Source organism: Shimia marina, assembly GCF_001458175.1.
GTDB classification, from domain to species: domain Bacteria; phylum Pseudomonadota; class Alphaproteobacteria; order Rhodobacterales; family Rhodobacteraceae; genus Shimia; species Shimia marina.
The window spans coordinates 69,637-88,664 of sequence record NZ_CYPW01000032.1 but is presented as its reverse complement, the minus strand read 5'-3'; the positions used below and the strand labels follow the sequence as shown (position 1 = coordinate 88,664).

General features: G+C 58.5%; 19 protein-coding genes. 9 read left to right on the top strand and 10 right to left on the bottom strand.

All coding sequences use genetic code 11. The annotated features are described in order from the left end of the window. Positions 1–253 (bottom strand): LysR family transcriptional regulator (locus SHM7688_RS16645; protein WP_144432623.1); only part of this gene is annotated, 253 nt, incomplete at its 3' end. Positions 254–337: 84 nt separating this feature from the next. Here SHM7688_RS16645 and SHM7688_RS16640 point away from each other — a divergent pair. The 3 genes from SHM7688_RS16640 (at position 338) to SHM7688_RS16630 (ending at position 3,193) form a co-directional block, all read left to right on the top strand. Continuing rightward, entirely contained in the window at positions 338–970 is a 633-nt protein-coding gene (locus SHM7688_RS16640) for a class I SAM-dependent methyltransferase (RefSeq protein ID WP_058241075.1), read from the top strand. 76 nt (positions 971–1,046) lie between these two features. Then, complete coding sequence (locus SHM7688_RS16635) at positions 1,047–1,499, top strand: YtoQ family protein (protein WP_058241196.1); 453 nt, start codon at positions 1,047–1,049, stop codon at positions 1,497–1,499. Between the two features lie 92 nt (positions 1,500–1,591). Next, on the top strand, positions 1,592–3,193 hold the full coding sequence (locus tag SHM7688_RS16630) for a GMC family oxidoreductase (RefSeq protein WP_058241074.1): 1,602 nt from the start codon (positions 1,592–1,594) through the stop codon (positions 3,191–3,193). A gap of 129 nt (positions 3,194–3,322) precedes the next feature. Here the strand turns inward: SHM7688_RS16630 and SHM7688_RS16625 are convergent, their stop codons facing one another. After that, the gene (locus SHM7688_RS16625; protein ID WP_058241073.1) at positions 3,323–4,024 is read right to left on the bottom strand and encodes a glutathione S-transferase family protein; all 702 of its coding nucleotides are present in this window, start codon (positions 4,022–4,024) and stop codon (positions 3,323–3,325) included. A 158-nt stretch (positions 4,025–4,182) separates the two neighbouring features. Here SHM7688_RS16625 and SHM7688_RS16620 point away from each other — a divergent pair, with 158 nt between their 5' ends. Beyond that, a complete protein-coding gene (locus SHM7688_RS16620; RefSeq protein WP_058241072.1) occupies positions 4,183–4,989 on the top strand; it encodes a mechanosensitive ion channel family protein in 807 nt (268 codons plus the stop codon). 88 nt (positions 4,990–5,077) lie between these two features. On the opposite strand, the gene SHM7688_RS16615 is transcribed toward SHM7688_RS16620, so the two are convergent. Next, complete coding sequence (locus tag SHM7688_RS16615) at positions 5,078–5,359, bottom strand: DUF1330 domain-containing protein (protein WP_058241071.1); 282 nt, start codon at positions 5,357–5,359, stop codon at positions 5,078–5,080. 100 nt (positions 5,360–5,459) lie between these two features. Between SHM7688_RS16615 and SHM7688_RS16610 the strand changes: the two genes are divergently transcribed. Then, positions 5,460–6,344, top strand: coding sequence for a LysR family transcriptional regulator (locus tag SHM7688_RS16610; protein WP_158500708.1), 885 nt, complete (start codon positions 5,460–5,462; stop codon positions 6,342–6,344). An 88-nt stretch (positions 6,345–6,432) separates the two neighbouring features. Here SHM7688_RS16610 and SHM7688_RS16605 read toward each other — a convergent pair whose 3' ends face one another. The 3 genes from SHM7688_RS16605 to ald all read right to left on the bottom strand — a co-directional run bounded on the left by SHM7688_RS16605 (position 6,433) and on the right by ald (position 10,206). Further along, a complete protein-coding gene (locus SHM7688_RS16605) occupies positions 6,433–8,268 on the bottom strand; it encodes an autotransporter outer membrane beta-barrel domain-containing protein (protein ID WP_058241069.1) in 1,836 nt (611 codons plus the stop codon). Positions 8,269–8,672: 404 nt separating this feature from the next. Continuing rightward, positions 8,673–8,879, bottom strand: a complete 207-nt coding sequence (locus SHM7688_RS20100; protein ID WP_149687262.1) for a hypothetical protein — start codon at positions 8,877–8,879, stop codon at positions 8,673–8,675. A 208-nt stretch (positions 8,880–9,087) separates the two neighbouring features. Continuing rightward, positions 9,088–10,206, bottom strand: a complete 1,119-nt coding sequence (gene ald / locus SHM7688_RS16595; RefSeq protein WP_058241067.1) for an alanine dehydrogenase — start codon at positions 10,204–10,206, stop codon at positions 9,088–9,090. 138 nt (positions 10,207–10,344) lie between these two features. Here ald and SHM7688_RS16590 point away from each other — a divergent pair, with 138 nt between their 5' ends. Further along, positions 10,345–10,803: an Lrp/AsnC family transcriptional regulator gene (locus tag SHM7688_RS16590; protein ID WP_058241066.1), complete on the top strand. Its 459-nt coding sequence runs from the start codon at positions 10,345–10,347 to the stop codon at positions 10,801–10,803. A gap of 218 nt (positions 10,804–11,021) precedes the next feature. Here SHM7688_RS16590 and yghU read toward each other — a convergent pair whose 3' ends face one another. After that, positions 11,022–11,891: a glutathione-dependent disulfide-bond oxidoreductase gene (yghU, locus tag SHM7688_RS16585; RefSeq protein WP_058241065.1), complete on the bottom strand. Its 870-nt coding sequence runs from the start codon at positions 11,889–11,891 to the stop codon at positions 11,022–11,024. 250 nt (positions 11,892–12,141) lie between these two features. Here yghU and SHM7688_RS16580 point away from each other — a divergent pair, with 250 nt between their 5' ends. Continuing rightward, positions 12,142–14,289 (top strand): DEAD/DEAH box helicase, encoded by a 2,148-nt coding sequence (locus SHM7688_RS16580; protein WP_058241064.1) that lies wholly within the window; start codon positions 12,142–12,144, stop codon positions 14,287–14,289. Here the strand turns inward: SHM7688_RS16580 and SHM7688_RS16575 are convergent. Together SHM7688_RS16575 and rpsU are read right to left on the bottom strand one after the other, a co-directional pair. Further along, positions 14,286–15,356 (bottom strand): adenylate/guanylate cyclase domain-containing protein, encoded by a 1,071-nt coding sequence (locus tag SHM7688_RS16575; RefSeq protein WP_058241063.1) that lies wholly within the window; start codon positions 15,354–15,356, stop codon positions 14,286–14,288. The two genes, SHM7688_RS16580 and SHM7688_RS16575, sit on opposite strands and share 4 nt — an antisense overlap. Before the next feature lie 154 nt (positions 15,357–15,510). Then, the gene (rpsU, locus tag SHM7688_RS16570; protein WP_005614280.1) at positions 15,511–15,717 is read right to left on the bottom strand and encodes a 30S ribosomal protein S21; all 207 of its coding nucleotides are present in this window, start codon (positions 15,715–15,717) and stop codon (positions 15,511–15,513) included. A gap of 121 nt (positions 15,718–15,838) precedes the next feature. On the opposite strand from rpsU, the gene SHM7688_RS16565 reads away from it, so the two are divergent. Together SHM7688_RS16565 and SHM7688_RS16560 are read left to right on the top strand one after the other, a co-directional pair. After that, a complete protein-coding gene (locus SHM7688_RS16565; RefSeq protein ID WP_058241062.1) occupies positions 15,839–16,558 on the top strand; it encodes a COQ9 family protein in 720 nt (239 codons plus the stop codon). Between the two features lie 249 nt (positions 16,559–16,807). Continuing rightward, entirely contained in the window at positions 16,808–17,794 is a 987-nt protein-coding gene (locus SHM7688_RS16560; protein ID WP_058241061.1) for an NAD(P)H-quinone oxidoreductase, read from the top strand. A gap of 301 nt (positions 17,795–18,095) precedes the next feature. Here the strand turns inward: SHM7688_RS16560 and SHM7688_RS16555 are convergent, their stop codons facing one another. Next, the gene (locus tag SHM7688_RS16555; RefSeq protein ID WP_058241060.1) at positions 18,096–18,956 is read right to left on the bottom strand and encodes a D-amino-acid transaminase; all 861 of its coding nucleotides are present in this window, start codon (positions 18,954–18,956) and stop codon (positions 18,096–18,098) included. Positions 18,957–19,028 lie beyond the last annotated feature (72 nt).

The following is a 19,028-nucleotide window of genomic DNA, read 5'->3' as shown; positions in this document are numbered from 1 at the left end:
CCCGATCCGCAGCCGCGCGCATGGCCCGCACATGCTCCAGCAATTCTCCCCCGGCCACGGTCAAAGCAAGGCTGCGCCCTACCCGTTCAAACAGCATCACGCCCAGATCCGCTTCCAGCGCGGCCACCTGCCGCCCAACCGTAGGTTGGGTCTGGCCAAGTTTGCGCGCCGCAGCAGACAAAGAGCCTTCCTCGGCCGTCGTCAAAAAGGCGCGGATATGGTTCCAGTCAAAGGGCATATTAGGATCAATCATGCATTTACGTATAGAGGAACTGCGAATTTCGGCAATTCTCATAGGGTTTATGCATGTGTACCCTGCCCTTCAAAGGAGCCTACCATGCAAAACATCGCCAAATTCTGGGACGGGATCGCGGAGAAATACGCCAAGTCCGACATCCGCGACATGCAATCCTACACCTACACGCTGGAGCGCACCCGCTCTTATCTTGCCCATACAGACCGCGCACTTGAGCTGGGCTGTGGCACCGCAGGCACGGCCATTGCCCTGGCGGATGCGGTTACCGAAATGGTCGCCACCGATGTCTCCAACGGCATGCTGCATGAGGGACGGGAACGTGCCAATACGGCACAGACAAGCAACCTCCAGCTGCTGCAAGCCACCGCAGAAACCGCGCCAGATGGCCCGTTTGACGTGGTGATGGCGCATAATCTCCTGCATCTTCTCCCCGATCCAGACAGCGCCTATGCCGCCATCGCCGCCCGGGTCAAACCCGGCGGGCTTTTCATCTCCAAAACCCCTTGCCTCGGCGAGAAAATCACCTCGCTCAGAGTGCGCCTGATCAAGCTCGCCCTGCCCCTGCTTCAGCTGTTGGGCAAAGCCCCTTTCGTGCGCTTTCTGACCATCGCAGAGCTCGAAGCATCTGTGACAGCTGCCGGGTTTCAGATCATTGAAAGCGGCAACTTCCCGGCCAATCCACCAAGCCGCTATCTGGTGGCCCGCAAAATCTGACACTGCATCAGCCAGCGGGGGATTGGTGCGCCCGGCTGGACAGGCTATGACCATGCCAGGCAAGAAAGGATACCCCATGAGCTTGAATGTTTACCTGTCCGGCGAGATTCACACAGATTGGCGTGAGCAGATCATCACCGGTGCCGCCGACCTGAATGTCACCTTCAACAGCCCGGTGACCGATCACGGCGCATCCGATGATTGCGGCGTGGCCATTTTGGGCGCAGAAGACACCAAATACTGGCACGACCATAAGGGCGCGATGGTCAATGCGATCCGCACCCGCAAGGGGATTGAAGACGCTGATGTGGTCGTGGTGCGCTTTGGCGAGAAATACCGCCAATGGAACGCCGCCTTTGATGCCGGCTATGCGGCGGCGCTTGGCAAATCCATCATCGTGCTGTCCATGCCCGATCAGCAACACGCGCTGAAAGAAGTGCATGCCGCCGCTCTGGCCGTGGCCGAAGAACCCCGTCAGGTGGTCGAGCTCCTGCGCTATGTGCAATCCGGCGTCCTACCCCAAAGCTGAGGCGCACATCGCGCCCAGAGGCGTCTGACGCATCGTCAGCCTTGCGCGCTCAAAACCTGCCCTCCTAAGTTGTGGCAACACGGGAGGGCACTATGGAATTTGACTACATCATCGTGGGCGGCGGCTCCGCAGGCTGTGTGCTGGCCTCACGCCTCACAGAAGATGCCGACACCACCGTCTGTCTGGTGGAAGCTGGCGGCAAGGGCGAAGACATCTTCATCCGTGCGCCCGCTCTGATTGCCGCGATGGTGCCCGGTCGCCCTAAAATCAACAACTGGGCGCTGCACACCACGCCCCAGCTCGGCCTCAACAACCGACGCGGCTTTCAACCCCGCGGCAAAGCCCTCGGCGGCAGCTCGGCCATCAACGCCATGCTCTATATCCGCGGCCATCAGCAGGACTATGACGAATGGGCTGAGCTCGGTTGTGAGGGCTGGGATTGGCAAAGCGTCCTGCCCTACTTCAAAAAGGCTGAGGGCAATCAGCGCGGCGGCGATGCGCTGCATGGTCAAGCCGGCCCGCTTCAGGTCGGCGATCAAGCCGAACCCCGCCCGATCAACGACGCCTTCATCGAGGCCTGCAATCGCCACCAGATCCGCAGCACCACAGATTTCAATGGCCCCGATCAGGAAGGTGCCGGCCACTATCAGGTGACCCAGTTCTATGAGGGGGATCACAAAGGCGAACGCTGCTCCGCCGCTGCCGCCTATCTGCGCGAGAATTTACATCGCCCCAACCTGACCGTGATGACCAAAACTCAGGCCCGCAAGGTGCTGACCGAAGGCCGCCGCGCCATTGGTATGGAGGTCAAACGCGCCGGTCAGGTGCAGGCCCTGAAAGCGCGCAAGGAGGTGATCCTCTCCAGCGGTGCTTTTGGTTCCCCACAACTGCTGCTGTTGTCAGGCATCGGCCCCAAAGCTGAGATCGAAAAACACGGCATAAAAATGGTGCATGAGCTGCCCGGCGTGGGCCAAAACCTGCAAGACCACCTCGATCATGTCCTCAGCTATAAAAACAAAAAGAAAGACACAGTGGGGCTGACACCGGGGGGGCTGGCCAAAATGGGCAAAGCCGCGCTGCGCTGGCGCAAAACCGGCACAGGCCTCTTTGCCTCGCCCTTTGCCGAAAGCGGCGCTTTCTTCAAAACCGATCCGAGCCTGTCACGTCCCGACATTCAGCTGCATTTCGTGGTGGGTATCGTGGATCAGCACAACCGCAAAATGCACCTGCCCTATGGCTACAGCTGTCACCTCTGCGTGCTGCGCCCTCAAAGCCGTGGCAGCGTGACCCTGCACTCTGCCAATCCCGCCAAGCCTCCCAAAATCGATCCCGGTTTTCTGGAAAACGAGGCCGATCTGACGGTCATGAAGAAAGCCGCCAAAATGCTCGACAGCATCATGGATGATCCGGCCTTGGCCGCCTGGCGCGGCAGCCGCTATTATGATCACGACGGCTCCGATAAGGCCTGGGAAGAGGACATCCGCAACCGGGCCGATACCATCTATCACCCGGTTGGCACCTGCAAAATGGGCACCGATCCCATGGCCGTGGTCGACAAAGACTGCCATGTGCATGGCATGGAGGGCCTGCGCGTGGTGGATGCCTCTATCATGCCACGTCTGATTGGCGGCAATACCAATGCCCCAACCATCATGATCGGTGAAAAACTGGCCGACGCAATCCGCAGCGCCTAGGCTCAGGACCCACTAATTTTTCTGCACCGGTGCTAAAACATTAATGGGTCCTGAGCCTAAGCTTCATTTGACCTGAAATATCCTCGGGGGTCAGGGGGCAGACAGCCCCCTGCTCTTTTACTCCCCGTCTCAGACCGGGCGCGGTGGAATATTCAGCCCCGCCTGCACCGCCGGACGCGCCAAGAAGCGCGCCAGATAGGCGTTCACATTGCGATAGTCCTCCCAGCCGACAAGCTCCTGCGTGCCATAATAGGCCAGCGCATTGAGCCATGGCGCAATGGCAATATCCGCAATCGAATAGGATCCGGTGATCCAGTCGCGCCCCTCCAATTGCTGCTCCAACACTGCCAGCAACCGCTTGGCCTCCACACGGAAGCGCTCTCTGGGACGGGGGTCTTCAATCTCTGCACCGGCAAATTTGGTGAAATACCCAAGTTGTCCCAGCATCGGGCCCAGCCCGCCCATCTGAAACATCACCCACTTCAGCACATCATATTTCTCAGCCGCAGTCTCTCCGATCAACTGGCCGGTCTTCTCCGCCAGATAGATCAGGATCGCACCGCTCTCAAACAGATGCACCGCCGCCCCATCCGGGCCCTGCGGATCAATGATCGCCGGGATCTTGTTGTTGGGGTTCAGGGCCAGAAACTCGGGGCTGCGCACATCCGCATCACTCAGCGTCACAAGATGCGCCTCATAGGGCAGGCCGATCTCTTCGAGCATGATCGACACTTTCACACCATTGGGCGTGGGAAAGGAATAGAGCTGCAAAAGCTCAGGATTTTCCGCCGCCCAGCGGCGGTTGATCGGATGCGTTGTCACAGCTGTCATGGCAATCTCCTTCTGCGGTCATGCGGGGATAGATAAGCTGTTTTTCCCATGGTGCCAGCCACCTGTTCGTGCGCATGACAGCATGATACTGTGCATCAGCGCAGAGCCAATAAAACATGGGACAGGCCCAAAGGGGCACAGGAAGTGGGAGACTGCAAATGGAAACAGTGATTGAACAGGCACAGGGCTTTGCCCCGCTGATCCTCACGGCGGGCAAGGCCCTGATCGTTCTGGTGATCGGCTGGATCGTGGCCGGCACCGTCAGCCGCATGGTCCGCAACCGGGTCAACAAAACCCCTGAAATCGACAAGACCCTCGGCAATTTTGCTGCCAGCATCGTACGCTGGGTGATCCTGCTGATGGTACTTGTGGCCATTCTTGGCATCTTTGGCATCGAAGCCACCTCGCTTGTGGCCATGATGGGTGCTGCCACGCTGGCCATTGGTCTTGCGCTGCAAGGCACGCTCTCTGATCTGGCTGCGGGTTTCATGCTCATCCTGTTCCGCCCTTACAAAATCGGACAATATGTCGATGTGGGCGGCACCGCAGGCACGGTGGTGGATCTCAACCTCTTTGTGACCGAACTGGTCACCCCGGACAATGTGCAGATAATCATCCCCAACGGTCAGGCCTGGGGCAGCATCATCACCAACTTCTCCGCCCATGACACCCGCCGCGTGGATGTGGTCTTTGGCATCGACTACGGCGATGATGCGGATAAGGCCAAGCAGATCATTCTGGACACAGCCAATGCCGATGCCCGCGTGCTCAAGGATCCCGAGGCCTGGGCACAGGTCACCAATCTGGGCGATAGTTCGGTGGACATCACCATGCGCGTCTGGTGCAACGCCGCGGATTTCTGGGAGCTGAAATTCGGCCTCACACAGGCGGTGAAAGAAGCCTTCGACAAAGACGGGATTTCGATCCCCTATCCGCATACGGTGGAAATCCGGCGCGAAGGCTGAGCCTCACGCAGATCGCGCACTCATCACAGACAAAAGGCACCCTGCGGGGTGCCTTTTTTTTGCGCGATATTGATGGGGCTTTGCCAGATTACATCAAGATGATCTGGGATGTGCCACTGCCTTCGCGCAGCGCATGCACCGATGCCAGATCCGGATCATTGATCCAGCCTTTGGCCGCCGCGCGGTCCGGGAAGGTCAGGATCACCGCCACCGTAGGCGCAGCGCCACCCCCTTCAATCACTTCCGCCTCCTTGGAAACTTCCATGGCCGCGCCGCCATATTTGTTCAGGGCTGCGCCCGCCTGCGCGCGATAGGCGTTAAAACTGTCTGGGTTGGTGATCGTCAGATTGACAAAGGCATAAGCGGTCATGCTGTGCTCCAATTACTGTTGTGTGACCCTGAGATAGGAGCGCGCCTTCCAATCAAAAATGATCATTGCTGCAAGCTTTATGTGCAAATATGATCACCCCATGCAAAATTGGGACGACCTGAAATTTGTCATGCACACCGCCCGTCATGGCGGCACCAGCGGCGCGGCGCGGGCGCTTGGCGTGAACCACGCGACTGTTGCGCGCCGGATTTCCGCCGCCGAAGCGGCTCTGGGCACGCGATTGTTTGACCGGCTGCCCAGCGGTTATGTCCCCACTGAGGCGGGCTGGGAGGCCGTGGAAGCCGCAGAGGCCATGGCCCGACTCAATCAGGATCTTGACCGCCGCATCACCGCGCGGGACACTGCCATCTCAGGCCCTCTCAAAGTCACCGCTCCGGAATTGCTGATTGCCCGCGTTCTGGCCCCCATCGTGGCAGACTTCCTGCACACCCATCCGGATGTAGAACTCTCGCTGGTGGCCACCAATGCCACACTCAATCTGGCACAGCGGGATGCGGATGTGGCCATCCGTTTTGCCAAGTCTCCGCCCGACACGCTGGTGGGGCGACAGCTGTTTGAACAGAAAGGCGCGGTCTTTGCCCATCGCGATCTGATTTCCCGTGACCCCGGCGGCACAGCACCGCTTGATTGGATCCGCTTTGCCCATTGGCCCGGCCCACCCAAGGAGATCAAAGACATCCGCCCTAATCTGGTGCCCCGGCTCACCGTGGATGACATGGCCGCCGCCGTCGGCGCAGTCCGCGCTCAGATCGGCGCCACCCGCATGGCCTGCTTTCTGGGCGACAGCGACCCTCTGCTGGCGCGTGTGCCGGGCCTGCCCCTCTTTGCACAGGCGCCGCTTTGGGTGCTGACCCACGCAGACCTGCGTCAGGTCCCCCGCGTGCGCATTTTCACCGAATTTGTCACCGCACGCCTGAAAGCGTTGCAGCCCTTGTTTGAAGGTCAGACGCCCGCCTCACCCTGACTCTGTGTCTCTTGGGTGTGGCCAACCTGCCGGATGTCTCTTGAGGGTCAGAAAATCGACCCGGTGCCTCGGGATCAGAGATCTTGCGCTAGAAAGTCTGCTGCCAATCAAAGCTCACGACGGTCCGACCTTCACTGGATCGACGCAGCTCTGAACGCAACTGGCCAATTGTGAGCCCAACCATCGCTTCCCCTTCGCCCCACGAGCGATCTGCAGCCGTGTTGGTGAGACCGTCTACACGAATATCTGTATCACTGGTGTTGGTGGATCCAATCGTAAAGCCATAGTCGAAAATCATGCCATTGTTCAGCTCGACAGCTTTCACAAACTCGGCCGCCACATAATGCGCAACAGAGGATCCAATCCTCTGCGTCGTTGAGGCAAAGGCATAATCCTGCGACTCTTGCACAATCGCGGCATACCGCAGCGAAATCATTTCCTGAAAGCCAAGCACGTTGTGAAATTGCAGAGCGGGCGAGACATAGCCCACCAGATAGTCCTCTTCTGCACTGTCCAAACCGGTCGCGACAACGGTTGTATCATTGATGGTACGCTCGGAGTTCAGATGCATCACACCAACGTCAAGGCTCCACCCAAGGCCCGTCGGCTTCACCTGAGACAGGCCCGCGACCAAACCGTAACCGGTACTGTCAAAGCCAACATCCGCCTCACTATCTGAATTCAACGCGGTGGCGCCCAGATAGTAGTCCAGACCATTGCTCAGTTGTCCCCCTCGCTGGACGCCAACTCCAGCGCCGCTGTAGTCGCCCGCAAAGGATGCATCCGAACTGTCGGAATAATATCCAAAAACACCAAACCAATTTTCACCGTCACCAATGGCATCCGAAGTGGTGATGCCGTCAGAGGTCAGCCTCCCTCTATGGTGCAGCTGTCCAAGCAGGCCCACGACATTGCGGGTGGTCGCGTTTTGCAGGCTCAGATCGACAACATTCAGATAATCCCCATTGATCACATAAGCGCCGTTTTCCACGTTGATTGACGCCAGATCCCCCGGTTGATTTCCGGGTGTGCTGACGAAGCCTGAGCTTGAGAACCCGCCAAATTGGTAGCGGCCAGACACGCCCGCACCGAAATGAAAATGCGCATTTTCGATACTGCTGCCGTTAAAATATGTGGAGCCGCTGATCACCGACCCATCAAGAAAATAGGTATCTGACCGACCATCGTTTGCATATTCCAAGGCCACGCCGCCGCCCAGCGCCAGAATCCTGCCTGAGTTGTGCAAGGTAAGCCCATCCGCAGCATCCACCACTTCGATCAAACCTTGATTGTTTGTCGGTGTGCCCACACGCGTGAGAGTGCCGCTGTTGACCACCGCCACCTCATTGAAATCTCGCAAGTAGATCGCAGCATCGACGGCACCATTTGTGATCGTGCCAGCGTTGTAGACATATCCAGCGCTGCCAGCGCTATTGTCACCATCCAAGTCCAGGACATTGCGCGCAGAAGAGGTCTCATCATTGCGAATGGTGCCAAAGTTGCGCACGACAACAGAGGGGCTATTGAACACATCAATAGGGTATGTGCGGGCAGAGATCGTGCCATAGTTGGTGATATCGACACTGTCATCGTTCTGCACATCGATGGCATCTGCGCCGCTTCTGATCGTGCCATGGTTGATGATCGTGATGGTCACGCGATCGCCATTGGGATCCACGGCATTCACGTCGCTGGAGACCAAGCCTCTGTTAATAATAGTATTATTGTCACCTGTTGTCACAATCGCGGAACTTCCGGAGGTCACAATGGAGGCCGTATCGTCAATCGTGAGGGTGTCATCGCCATCAATGGTATTGCCACCATTGGTGACTGCCGTGGGCCCGGTAACCGTAAACTCCTCTGCAAAACTCGGAAGAGCCGCTCCGGATAGTGCCAGTAACATCACCGCTGCTGCGATACGCATTTAGATCCCCTTTGTTGTCCCCACAGGCACATCTCACAGATGGCCGCCGCACGCGAGGTGGCCGGATAGATCCTCCACCACCGCGCAGATTTTTCTGCAAAAATAAGTGTTTGCGCCCCTACAACCCTTTAATATACGGGGCTCAAAAAGGTCTAGGCACTTTGAACAAAACGGCATCGCTTCATAGCCAGTGAAATCGCAAATCATTGAAAAAATTAAAGAATGACGCTGGAACAACCCAACCGTCGCGCATTTGATGTAAATTGCCCGGAGATCGTCTCTCGTACACCTCAAAGCGAAACAACTCAAACTGGAAAAAACAACCTCAACATCTTTAGGATGTATGTCTTGGTGGCGATGGGAAATCAGCTTTGCTCACAGACATGCCGAGGTTTACCCCTACCTCAACCCACGCCGCCATCTGCCATGCCGTTGCCTTTGCCTTTGCTGCGAGCAATCTCTTTCGCATCATAACCCGCATCTGGCCGATGCGGCCCGTGAACCTTGATGGGCAGGTTTTTCTTACGATTTCGCATGCGCACAAAGCGCCAAACGGCGAATGAGCAGATCAAGACAGGCAAGAGCAGCAGGGATAGTTGGTTCGCAGTCAAATCAGCGCTCCACGCAGAACTTTGTACAACTTCAAAATGTGTAGCCGACATTCGCGCAGATTACAGCATTAGGCACAGATGACCAACTTCAGCCTCTTTAAACGCGCCAGGGGCCGCTTCTGCTCTGCGCCATAACGCAAACACGTGCCCAATAAGTGGCAACGCAAAAATGCCCCCAAAGCCACAAGGGTCTTGGAGGCAACACAGTTTAACTCTTCAGCGCCAGCGCCGGGGAGATCACATCAATGCCCAGCGCTTTGCCCACCGCATCATAGGTCAGCTGACCGGCATGCACATTGAGCCCGTTGAGCAGATGCGGATCGTCCTCACAGGCCTGCTTCCAGCCTTTGTCCGCGAGGTTCAGCAGGAACGGTAGGGTGGCATTGCCCAGCGCCTGAGTAGAGGTGCGCGCCACCGCGCCCGGCATATTGGCCACGCAATAATGCATGATGCCATCCACCTCATAGATCGGATCAGCATGGGTGGTGGCACGGGAGGTTTCAAAACAGCCGCCCTGATCAATCGCAACATCCACCAGCGCCGCACCGGGCTTCATCTCTGAAAGCTGCGCACGCGATACCAGCTTGGGCGCTGCTGCCCCGGGGATCAGCACGGCACCAATCACCATATCGGCCTCCCGCACCAGCTCCGCGGTGGCGCCTGCGGTGGAATATTGGTTCTTGAAGGTGCCGCCAAAGACATCATCAAGATATTTCAGGCGGCTCAGAGAACGGTCCAACACGGTGACATCCGCGCCCATGCCTGCGGCGATCTTGGCCGCATGGGTGCCCACCACACCACCGCCGATCACCACCACTTTGGCCGGCGCCACACCGGGCACACCGCCTATCAAGACACCCCGCCCGCCATTGGCCTTTTGCAGGGTCCAGGCCCCCACCTGTGGCGCGAGACGGCCCGCCACCTCAGACATCGGCGCCAACAAAGGCAGACCGCCATACGCGTCGGTCACGGTTTCATAAGCGATGGCCGTACAGCCGCTTTCCATAAGATCCTTGGTCTGCTCCGGATCTGGTGCCAGGTGCAGATAGGTGAACAACAGCTGTCCTTCGCGCAGCATCTTGCGCTCGCCCGCCTGCGGCTCTTTCACTTTCACGATCATATCGGCGGCGGCAAAAATCTCTTCTGCGGTGCCAAGGAGGGTCGCGCCCGCCGCGCGATAATCCTCATCCTGAAAGCCTGCGCCATTGCCGGCACCGGCCTGAATGATCACCTCATGGCCATGCGCCACCGCCTCACGGGCGGCATCTGGCGTCATACCGACACGGAACTCCTGGGGTTTGATTTCAGTTGGGCATCCGATCTTCATCGCGGCATCTCCTCAATGTACCTAAGGTCAGGTTAGGAAGCCCCCGCCGGAATGTGCTTCATTTTTAAGCACTACGAAAACTCGCATTTGCAAAAATCTTCGACTATTTGTGATCATGACGCAAGGAGCTTTCATAATATGTCTTTGGATCAGACGGATCGTCGCATACTCACAGTCCTGCAAAAGCAGGGCCGCATCTCTAATGCCGAACTTTCAGAGAAGGTGAACCTCTCCCCTTCCGCCTGTCACCGGCGTGTGCACCGCCTCGAAGAAGATGGCTATATCCGCGATTACGTGGCGCTACTGGATCCGCGCAAAATGGATGTGCCCACAACGGTGTTTGTGGAAATCACCCTGTCCGGTCAGGCCGATGAGGTGCTTGATGCCTTTGAAAAGGCCGTGGCCCGCATTCCGGACGTGCTGGAATGCCATCTGATGGCGGGCACGGCGGATTACATTCTGAAGGTGGTGGCACAAAACACCGATGATTTCGCCCGCATCCACCGCCAGCATCTCGCCCGCCTGCCCGGCGTCGCCCAGATGCAAAGCTCCTTTGCCCTGCGCACCGTCTTCAAAACCACAGCCCTGCCGGTGTGACGCCCCCTAACGCGGGTGCCGCAGTCATAAAGTCCGCGCTCTGATCCTTGTCAGAGCACGGCCTTCTCTTTTGTCACGGCGGTGGCGCCTGCGTCCCGCAGGCGCAGGCTCAAAACATGGTTTTGAGCCGGGCCCAACCAGAAGCGCGCATGTCTAAATGCGCTGCGCCCGGGCGGGAGCCCCCCCGGACAATCCCCAACAGGAAAAGCGCGCGCGTCTCACTCTGCCTCTGGTGCCAGCTTATCCTGCGTACGAGTGTCAAAATCCTCAGCAGAATGGCGCTCACGCAGCTGCTGCTCTGGTTCGCCCCAGGAGCGGTTCACTTTCACGCCGCGTTTGACGGCCGGACGATCATTGATCTCTTTGGCCCAGCGCTGCACATGACTGTAACTCTCCACATCCAGAAACTCCGCCGCATTATAAAGCCGCCCCAGCACAAGCGCGCCATACCAGCTCCAGATCGCAATATCCGCAATGGTATACTCGTCACCCGCGATATAGCGATTGTCGGCCAACTGGCGATCCAGCACATCCAGCTGGCGTTTGGTCTCCATGGCAAAGCGGTTGATCGGATATTCCCATTTTTCTGGCGCATAGGCATAGAAATGGCCAAAACCGCCGCCCAGATACGGCGCGCTGCCCATCTGCCAGAACAGCCAGCTCAGCATCTCCGCCCGCTTTTCTTTAGGCCCCAGAAAGGCGTCAAACTTCTCCGCCAGATGCAACAGGATCGCGCCGCTTTCAAACACGCGCACCTCATCCTCACCGCTCAGATCCATCAGCGCCGGGATCTTGGAGTTCGGGTTCACATCCACAAAACCAGAGCCAAACTGATCACCTTCGCCAATATTGATCAGATAGGCATCATATTCTGCGCCACTATGGCCTGCGGCCAGCAGCTCTTCAAACATCACCGTGACTTTCACACCATTGGGTGTGGCCAGAGAATACAGCTGGAAGGGATGCGCCCCCCGGGTCAGCGTTTTGTCATGGGTGGGTCCGGCAATCGGCCGGTTGATATTGGCAAACTGCCCGCCGCTCTTGCTTTCCCATGTCCAGACCTTCGGGGGTGTGTAGCTGTCCGTCATCTTTGCGCCCTTCCTAAAATGCGTTTTCGTTAACTTAGGAAGTTTCCCACCAAAGCAAAGCCTTTGGCGCAAATTGACAGAAAATCCCCTTCACAGCTTCGTGCGCAATCAAAGGAGGCTATACATGCGGCGCAATATGGGCTAGGTGCTGCGCTTCTTGCCACAAATGATGATGAGAGCGGTTCAGACAATGAGGGAGCCCGCCGACGCCGTCCAGCTGGCACTCCTCAGATGAAAAGTAGATTTCACCGTGAAAACCGCACTTCAGGCCGCGCTTGACGCCAAAGGCTATGACACACTCACTCAGGTTCAGACCGCCGTCATGGCGCCAGAGCTTCAGGGCAAAGACCTCCTTGTTTCCGCACAGACCGGGTCTGGCAAAACGCTGGGATTTGGTCTCGCCATTTCTTCCACCCTGCTGGCAGAGGCTGAGGCCTTTGAAGAGGCCGCCGCCCCGCTGGCGCTGATCATCGCGCCCACACGTGAACTGGCGCTTCAGGTCAAACGCGAACTGACCTGGCTCTATGCCGAGGCCGGGGCCCGCGTTGCCTCCTGTGTGGGCGGCATGGACATGCGCGACGAACGCCGCGCGCTGGCCCGTGGGGCCCATATCGTTGTGGCCACACCGGGCCGCCTGCGGGACCATATTGATCGTGGCTCCATTGATCTGATGGACATCCGCGCCGTGGTGCTGGATGAGGCCGACGAGATGCTCGATCTGGGCTTCCGCGAAGAGCTGGAGTTCATTTTGGAACAGGTGCCCGCCGAGCGTCAGACCCTGCTGTTCTCCGCCACCGTGCCAAAGATGATCGCCGAGCTGGCCAAAAACTATCAGCGCGATGCGATCCGGGTGGAAACCAAATCCGAACAGAAACAGCACGCCGACATCACCTATCGCGCCATGACTGTGATGGACCGCGATGCGGAAAACGCCGTGATCAACACGCTGCGCTTTTACGAAGCGCCCAATGCGATTGTCTTTGCCAACACCCGTGCCATGGTGGCGCGCCTGACAACCCGCCTGTCCAATCGCGGCTTTCAGGTGGTCTCGCTGTCAGGTGAACTGTCCCAGACAGAGCGCACCCATGCGCTTCAGGCCATGCGCGACGGCCGCGCCCGGGTTTGTGTGGCCACCGATGTGGCCGCGCGCGGCATCGACCTGCCAAACCTTGATCTGGTGGTGCATGCCGAACTGCCCAACAACCACGAAACCCTGCTGCACCGCTCTGGCCGCACCGGGCGCGCAGGCCGCAAAGGGGTGTCTGCCCTGATCGTGACCCGCAAATCGCGCAAAAAAGCAGAGCGCCTGCTGCGGTGGGCCAAGCTTGAAGCCGAATGGTCCGGTGCGCCTTCTGCCGATGAGGTCAGCGCGCAGGATCAGGCCCGCATGTTTGCGGATCCGGACTGGACATCTGAACCAACCGTTACCGAAACGCCTCTCATTGAAGCTTTGCTTGGCACATTTTCGGCTGAACAAGTGGCTGCGGCCTATCTGCGGCTTTACAATTCCAAACATTCCGCCCCCGAAGAGATCGCCGCCTCCGATGCCAAACCAGCCCCGCGCAAAGACTTTGGCCCCTCGGTCTGGTTCTCCATTTCCGGTGGCCGCAACAAAGGGGCAGAGCCGCGCCGCCTGCTGCCGATGCTGTGCAAACTGGGCGATCTGACCAAAGACGACATTGGCGCCATCCGCATCAATCCTGATGAGAGCTATGTGCAAGTGCTGGAAAGCAGCGTCGCCGGCTTCCTCGCGGCCATTGGCCCGGCCATGACCCTTGAGGAAGGGGCAAAGCTGGCCCAGATGGACAGCGCCCCTGTGCTGGAGCGCGGCCCCTCCCGTGGCCCACGCGAAGGCGGACGGGATGGCTATCGCGAAGGCCGCGACGGGCGTGATGGTGGCAGAAAACCATTTGGCAAGGGCCCCCGCAAAGAGGGCGGCAAACCCCATCGTGGCAAAGGCAAGTTCGACAAACACAACACAGACCGGGATGCCCCCCGCTCTGACCGGAGTGAAAAGTCGGAATTTCACAAGCCAAAACAGGATAAATTTTCCGAAAAACCCAAAGGCTCCGGCCAGAAAGCCGGCAAATCCACACCGCCTGTTGCGTGGAATGACGATCCGGCACCGCGCCACAAGAAGCCAAAATCCAGCACCCCCAAAGCAGCACCCAAAGGCGGCGAGTCCAAACCCGCCTATGGCGCAGGTCCGGGTGGCAGCGCGGCTCCACGCCGCCGCGCCATGGCCGAGGGAGCCCTGAGCGAAGCCAAGCCAAGCCGCAAATCCGGTGATAAACCCAAAGGCCCACCGCCGCCCAAGGGCAAATCCAACAGCAAGAAAAACAAAGCCCGTCGGGCCGCTGCGGCGGCGGCTGCCCCCAAAGGCAAACAGCGCGGCTAAGCCGTCTTGCTCTCCGGCGTCAGCGCCTCAAGCGCGCTGCCGTCAGGCGCGGTCAGTGTCAGCATCTGCGTGGCATTGGCCCGCCCGCGCAGCGTGGTCTGCTCTACCGGAGTCACCCCCATCCCCATGGGCAAAGTCATTCCCTGCGCGGTCTCCGCATCTAAAATCACCGACAGATCATGCGCCTTGCAGGCCTCCTGCATGCGCTTGGCTTTATTGATCGTATCCCCGATATAGACCACCTGCCGCTTCTCCCAGCCGCATTCGCCCACGGCAACCGGTCCCCCGGCAATGCCCATGCGCAACGAAGGTGCCACGCCAAATTTGGCCAGGTAATGCCCCTGCCGCGCTGCCAGCACCTGAAAGATCTCATCGATGCACTGCAGCAGCTGCATATTGCCATCCGCCCCGCGATCCAGCCAGCTCATGATGATCTCATCCCCAACATAGTTGTGGATCACACCGCGGTGTTTCTTGATCGTGGCATCAATATCCAGAAACACCCCGGTGATCAGTTCCAGCGCCTTCTGATCTCCCAGCGTTTCTGTGATCGCCGTTGAACCCCGTAGATCCGCCAGCACAAAAATCCGGCACTCTTCCGTCGGGCGGGCATAGCGGCCCAGAATAAAATAGGTCAGGGTGCGCCCCCCGATCAGCCGCCGCGCCTGCAACAGGATCTGCACCACAACAGCGGCCAGCAGCGCAAAAAGGAAGTCCGGGCCAAAGCCGTTCTGGATCCAGTCCACATAGACATCGCGGTCCCCGATCAGCACAATATGCGATCCCGCCAGCGCTACGTAGATGATCAGGCAGGTGATCGCGACCCGCAGCGCCACTCCCCGCCGAAACTTGAGACTGCGCTGCCAGCGCCCAATCGCGCTGTTGCTGATCCAGACCTCCAGCGCCACCGCCACAGAGGCCACCGCCATACCCCGCACCGCGCCCCGGATTGGTGCCTTCAAACCCCAGTTGCGATCAAGAATTTCATTCATCATCAGCCCATAAAGCGCGCCAATGATGGCCCCTGCCACCAATACAAAGACAAACGACCCAAAGGTGCGCTTCATTGCAAAATCCGTCCCAATTCCCTCTGCGCGGGGTGCTCCCCCAACCTGCTACGCATCTAATCACAAAATCCGTCGCGACAACAAAAGACAAACCCCCATGGCCGGGCCATGGGGGTCGTCAATTCTTGTGTCCAAAGCTCTGAAGAAGAATTGCTTAGAGCAAACCTTCACGCTGTGCTTTCTTACGCGCCAGTTTACGGGCACGGCGGATCGCTTCAGCTTTTTCGCGCGCTTTTTTCTCGGACGGCTTTTCGAAATGTTGCTTGAGCTTCATTTCGCGGAAGACGCCTTCACGCTGCAGCTTTTTCTTCAGGGCACGAAGCGCCTGATCGACATTGTTGTCACGAACACTAACCTGCATGTGGTTTTCACCACCTTTCTAAGTTTGAGTTGCAAGGAAATTGCAGGAGGCCGCCGTATAGCAACTTGCCCGAAGTTTGTCTAGTATGGCTGCAACCGCACCGTTTGAGAGGCAGACACCCATGCACGACGACGCTCAGAACCACGCATCAACAGACATCAAAACCCGCCTTCTGGAGGCCGCAGAGATGCATGTGCCCTTTGATGGCTGGTCTGAAACCACTTTTGTGGCCGCCATCGCAGACACGGGCGTGGATGCCACCGTGGCGCGCGCGCTCTGCCCACGCGGCGCTGTGGATCTGGCCGTCGCTTATCACAAACGCGGTGATTCTCAGATGGAAGACGCGCTGCGCGCAGCTGCGCTTCAGGATATGAAGATCCGCGAAAAGATCACCTTTGCCGTGCGCACGCGGCTGGAGCTGTGCCCGGATCGCGAAATCATCCGCCGGGGCAGCACGCTCTTTGCCCTGCCGCAACATGCCGCCACCGGTGCACAGCTGATCTGGGGCACCTCGGATGCCATCTGGCGCGCCATCGGCGACAGCTCCCGCGACATCAATTGGTACTCCAAACGAGCCACCCTGTCCGCGGTATATTCCGCCACCGTGCTCTACTGGCTCGGCGATGACAGCGGCGCGCAGGAGGCCACTTGGGCCTTTCTGGATCGTCGCATCGAAAACGTCATGCAGTTTGAAAAGACCAAAGCCCAGTTCAACAAAAGCCCTCTGGGCAAGCTCATGGCGGCCCCGCTCAATGCGCTGTCCAAATGCCGCGCCCCTGAACCACCCAAAGGTCTGCCGGGCAACTTTGAAAACCTCTGGACACCGCCCCCCAGTTCCTGAGTCGCCCCCGGGCTTCATTTAACCACAAATATCCTGGGGGAGTCGCAGCCTGTCTGCGACGGGGGCAACGCCCCCTCCTCTGGCCTCCTCCGCCGGCATCGCACACAGGCGTCAGGCGCATGCGCCGATGCCCTCCCATGACGCTCTCCCCTCGCGTCAGCGCGACAAAAGTCCCTGTTCCCCCAAGCCCTGCCTCTGCTAGACAGTCAACAAGATCACGGACACAGAGATCGCAGAAGGGACCGCGTCATGTCACAGACCATGCAAGCCGTAGAAATCAGCACCCCCGGCGGCGCGGAGGTTTTGAAACGCACCACCCGTGACATCCCCACGCCCGGCCCCGGCGAAGTGCTGATCCGCGTTGCCTATGCAGGCGTCAATCGCCCCGACGTGCTGCAGCGGGCCGGTCTCTACAATCCACCTGCAAATGCCTCCGACCTGCCCGGCCTTGAGGCCTCAGGCACCATCGCCGCGGTGGGCGCAGGCGTCACCCAATGGGCCGAAGAGGACAGCGTTTGTGCGTTGCTGCCCGGCGGCGGCTATGCAGAATATGCCCTGACACCTGCCGCGCACTGCCTGCCTGTGCCCAAAGGCATGGATCTCAAAGCCGCCGCCTGCCTGCCCGAAACCTTCTTCACCGTCTATTCCAACGTGTTTCAGCGCGGCGGATTGAAAGCCGGCGAACGGTTTCTGGTGCATGGCGGCTCTTCTGGCATCGGCACAACCGCCATCCAACTGGCGCAAGCCGCTGGCGCACGCGTGTTCACCACAGCAGGCTCCGCAGAAAAATGCGATGCCTGCGTAAAACTGGGAGCCGAACGCGCCATCAACTACCGCGACGAGGATTTTGTCGATGTCCTGCGTGCAGAAGGCGGCGCCGATCTCATTTTGGATATGGTGGGCGGCGATTATCTCCCACGCAACGTCAAAGCCATGGCCGACGATGGCCGCCTTGTGCAGATTGCTTTTCTGCAGGGCCCCAAGATCAGCCTCAACTTTGCCCATGTCATGATGCGCCGTCTGACCATCACCGGCTCCACCCTACGTCCGCAAAGCGATCTGGCCAAAGCCAAGATTGCCGAGGCACTGCTGCAAGATGTCTGGCCTCTGCTCGAAAGCGGCCGCATCGCCCCCGTCATGGACAGCACATTTACCCTGCAAGACGCCGTTGCTGCCCATCAACGCATGGAAAGCAGCGGTCATATTGGAAAAATTGTCCTGCAAGTGGCGCCCTGACAGCACCATCGCGAGGCGCAGGGTTCCTGATGTGTCTGCTAACACACCCTGATTTCTGCGCTTTTTGCCGCTTGGTCAGCGTCTCTGACGTTTTATTCACAAATTAAGCAACTAAAGGTTGACTGGTAATATCTCTTAAGTAAATATCAAGGTATTGAAAACACCACTTACGAACACGGCCACCACTCACGGAAGCCTTATTTTCAAGAGCAAACCAGCACCCTATCGCTGGCACAACAGAATACAAAAAGCCGCCGGATTTTCCGACGGCTTTTTCATTTTTAACCCTCGTGCGGCTGCCTCAAACAGCGGCTTTACGGCTCTCGTCGAGATAGATTTCACGCAAACGGCTGGCAATCGGCCCCGGCGTGCCATCGCCCAACGCAACGCCATCAATTTCCACAACCGGCATCACAAAAGCCGATGCAGAGGTGGTGAAAGCCTCATCCGCCGCCTGGGCTTCTTCAATGGTGAAAAGCCGCTCTTCAATCTTAAGCTGCGCCTCTGCCGCCATGCGCAACACGGCCTTGCGCGTGATGCCATGCAGAATGTCATTGGACAGCGGGCGGGTCACGATCACGCCGTCTTTCACGAAATAGGCGTTGTTGGAGGTGCCCTCAGTCACATAGCCGTCTTCTACCATCCACGCATCATCACAGCCGGCTTTCTTGGCCATCATCTTGCCCATCGACGGATAGAGCAATTGCACGGTCTTGATGTCACGACGCCCCCAGCGGATGTCTTCAATCGAGATGATCTTGGCCCCTTTCTTGGCCGCCGGATTGTCCGCCAGCCCGGGTTTGTTCTGGGTAAACAGCACAAGGCTCGGCTTGGTGTCCGCCGAAGGGAAAACAAAATCACGGTCGCCATCGCTGCCCCGTGTCACCTGCAGGTACACCAGACCTTCGTCAATGTCGTTCAACTCCACAAGCTTGCGGTGGATCTCCAGCAGCTCTTCCTGCGTGCAGGGCGCGGCCATCTCCAGCTCATCCAGAGAGCGCTGCAAACGCACAGCATGCCCCTCAAAATCAATCAGCTTTCCATCCAGAACCGATGTCACCTCATAGACCGCATCCGCCATCAGGAACCCACGGTCAAAAATCGAAATGGTGGCCTCGGTCTCCGGCAGATATGCGCCGTTCACATAGACTGTGCGGGTCATGGTTGGTCGTCCTTCTTTCTGCTCCGGCCCCTGAAGCCGGTGTTCATGGTGTCTCTACTGAATTCGGACGCG

Coding starts and splice junctions, on each gene's coding strand:
- SHM7688_RS16640 (WP_058241075.1), top strand. CDS start 338: ATGCAAAACATCGCCAAATTCTGGGACGGGATCGCGGAGAAATACGCC.
- SHM7688_RS16635 (WP_058241196.1), top strand. CDS start 1,047: ATGAGCTTGAATGTTTACCTGTCCGGCGAGATTCACACAGATTGGCGT.
- SHM7688_RS16630 (WP_058241074.1), top strand. CDS start 1,592: ATGGAATTTGACTACATCATCGTGGGCGGCGGCTCCGCAGGCTGTGTG.
- SHM7688_RS16625 (WP_058241073.1), bottom strand. CDS start 4,024: ATGACAGCTGTGACAACGCATCCGATCAACCGCCGCTGGGCGGCGGAA.
- SHM7688_RS16620 (WP_058241072.1), top strand. CDS start 4,183: ATGGAAACAGTGATTGAACAGGCACAGGGCTTTGCCCCGCTGATCCTC.
- SHM7688_RS16615 (WP_058241071.1), bottom strand. CDS start 5,359: ATGACCGCTTATGCCTTTGTCAATCTGACGATCACCAACCCAGACAGT.
- SHM7688_RS16610 (WP_158500708.1), top strand. CDS start 5,460: ATGCAAAATTGGGACGACCTGAAATTTGTCATGCACACCGCCCGTCAT.
- SHM7688_RS16605 (WP_058241069.1), bottom strand. CDS start 8,268: ATGCGTATCGCAGCAGCGGTGATGTTACTGGCACTATCCGGAGCGGCT.
- ald (WP_058241067.1), bottom strand. CDS start 10,206: ATGAAGATCGGATGCCCAACTGAAATCAAACCCCAGGAGTTCCGTGTC.
- SHM7688_RS16590 (WP_058241066.1), top strand. CDS start 10,345: ATGTCTTTGGATCAGACGGATCGTCGCATACTCACAGTCCTGCAAAAG.
- yghU (WP_058241065.1), bottom strand. CDS start 11,891: ATGACGGACAGCTACACACCCCCGAAGGTCTGGACATGGGAAAGCAAG.
- SHM7688_RS16575 (WP_058241063.1), bottom strand. CDS start 15,356: ATGAAGCGCACCTTTGGGTCGTTTGTCTTTGTATTGGTGGCAGGGGCC.
- rpsU (WP_005614280.1), bottom strand. CDS start 15,717: ATGCAGGTTAGTGTTCGTGACAACAATGTCGATCAGGCGCTTCGTGCC.
- SHM7688_RS16565 (WP_058241062.1), top strand. CDS start 15,839: ATGCACGACGACGCTCAGAACCACGCATCAACAGACATCAAAACCCGC.
- SHM7688_RS16560 (WP_058241061.1), top strand. CDS start 16,808: ATGTCACAGACCATGCAAGCCGTAGAAATCAGCACCCCCGGCGGCGCG.
- SHM7688_RS16555 (WP_058241060.1), bottom strand. CDS start 18,956: ATGACCCGCACAGTCTATGTGAACGGCGCATATCTGCCGGAGACCGAG.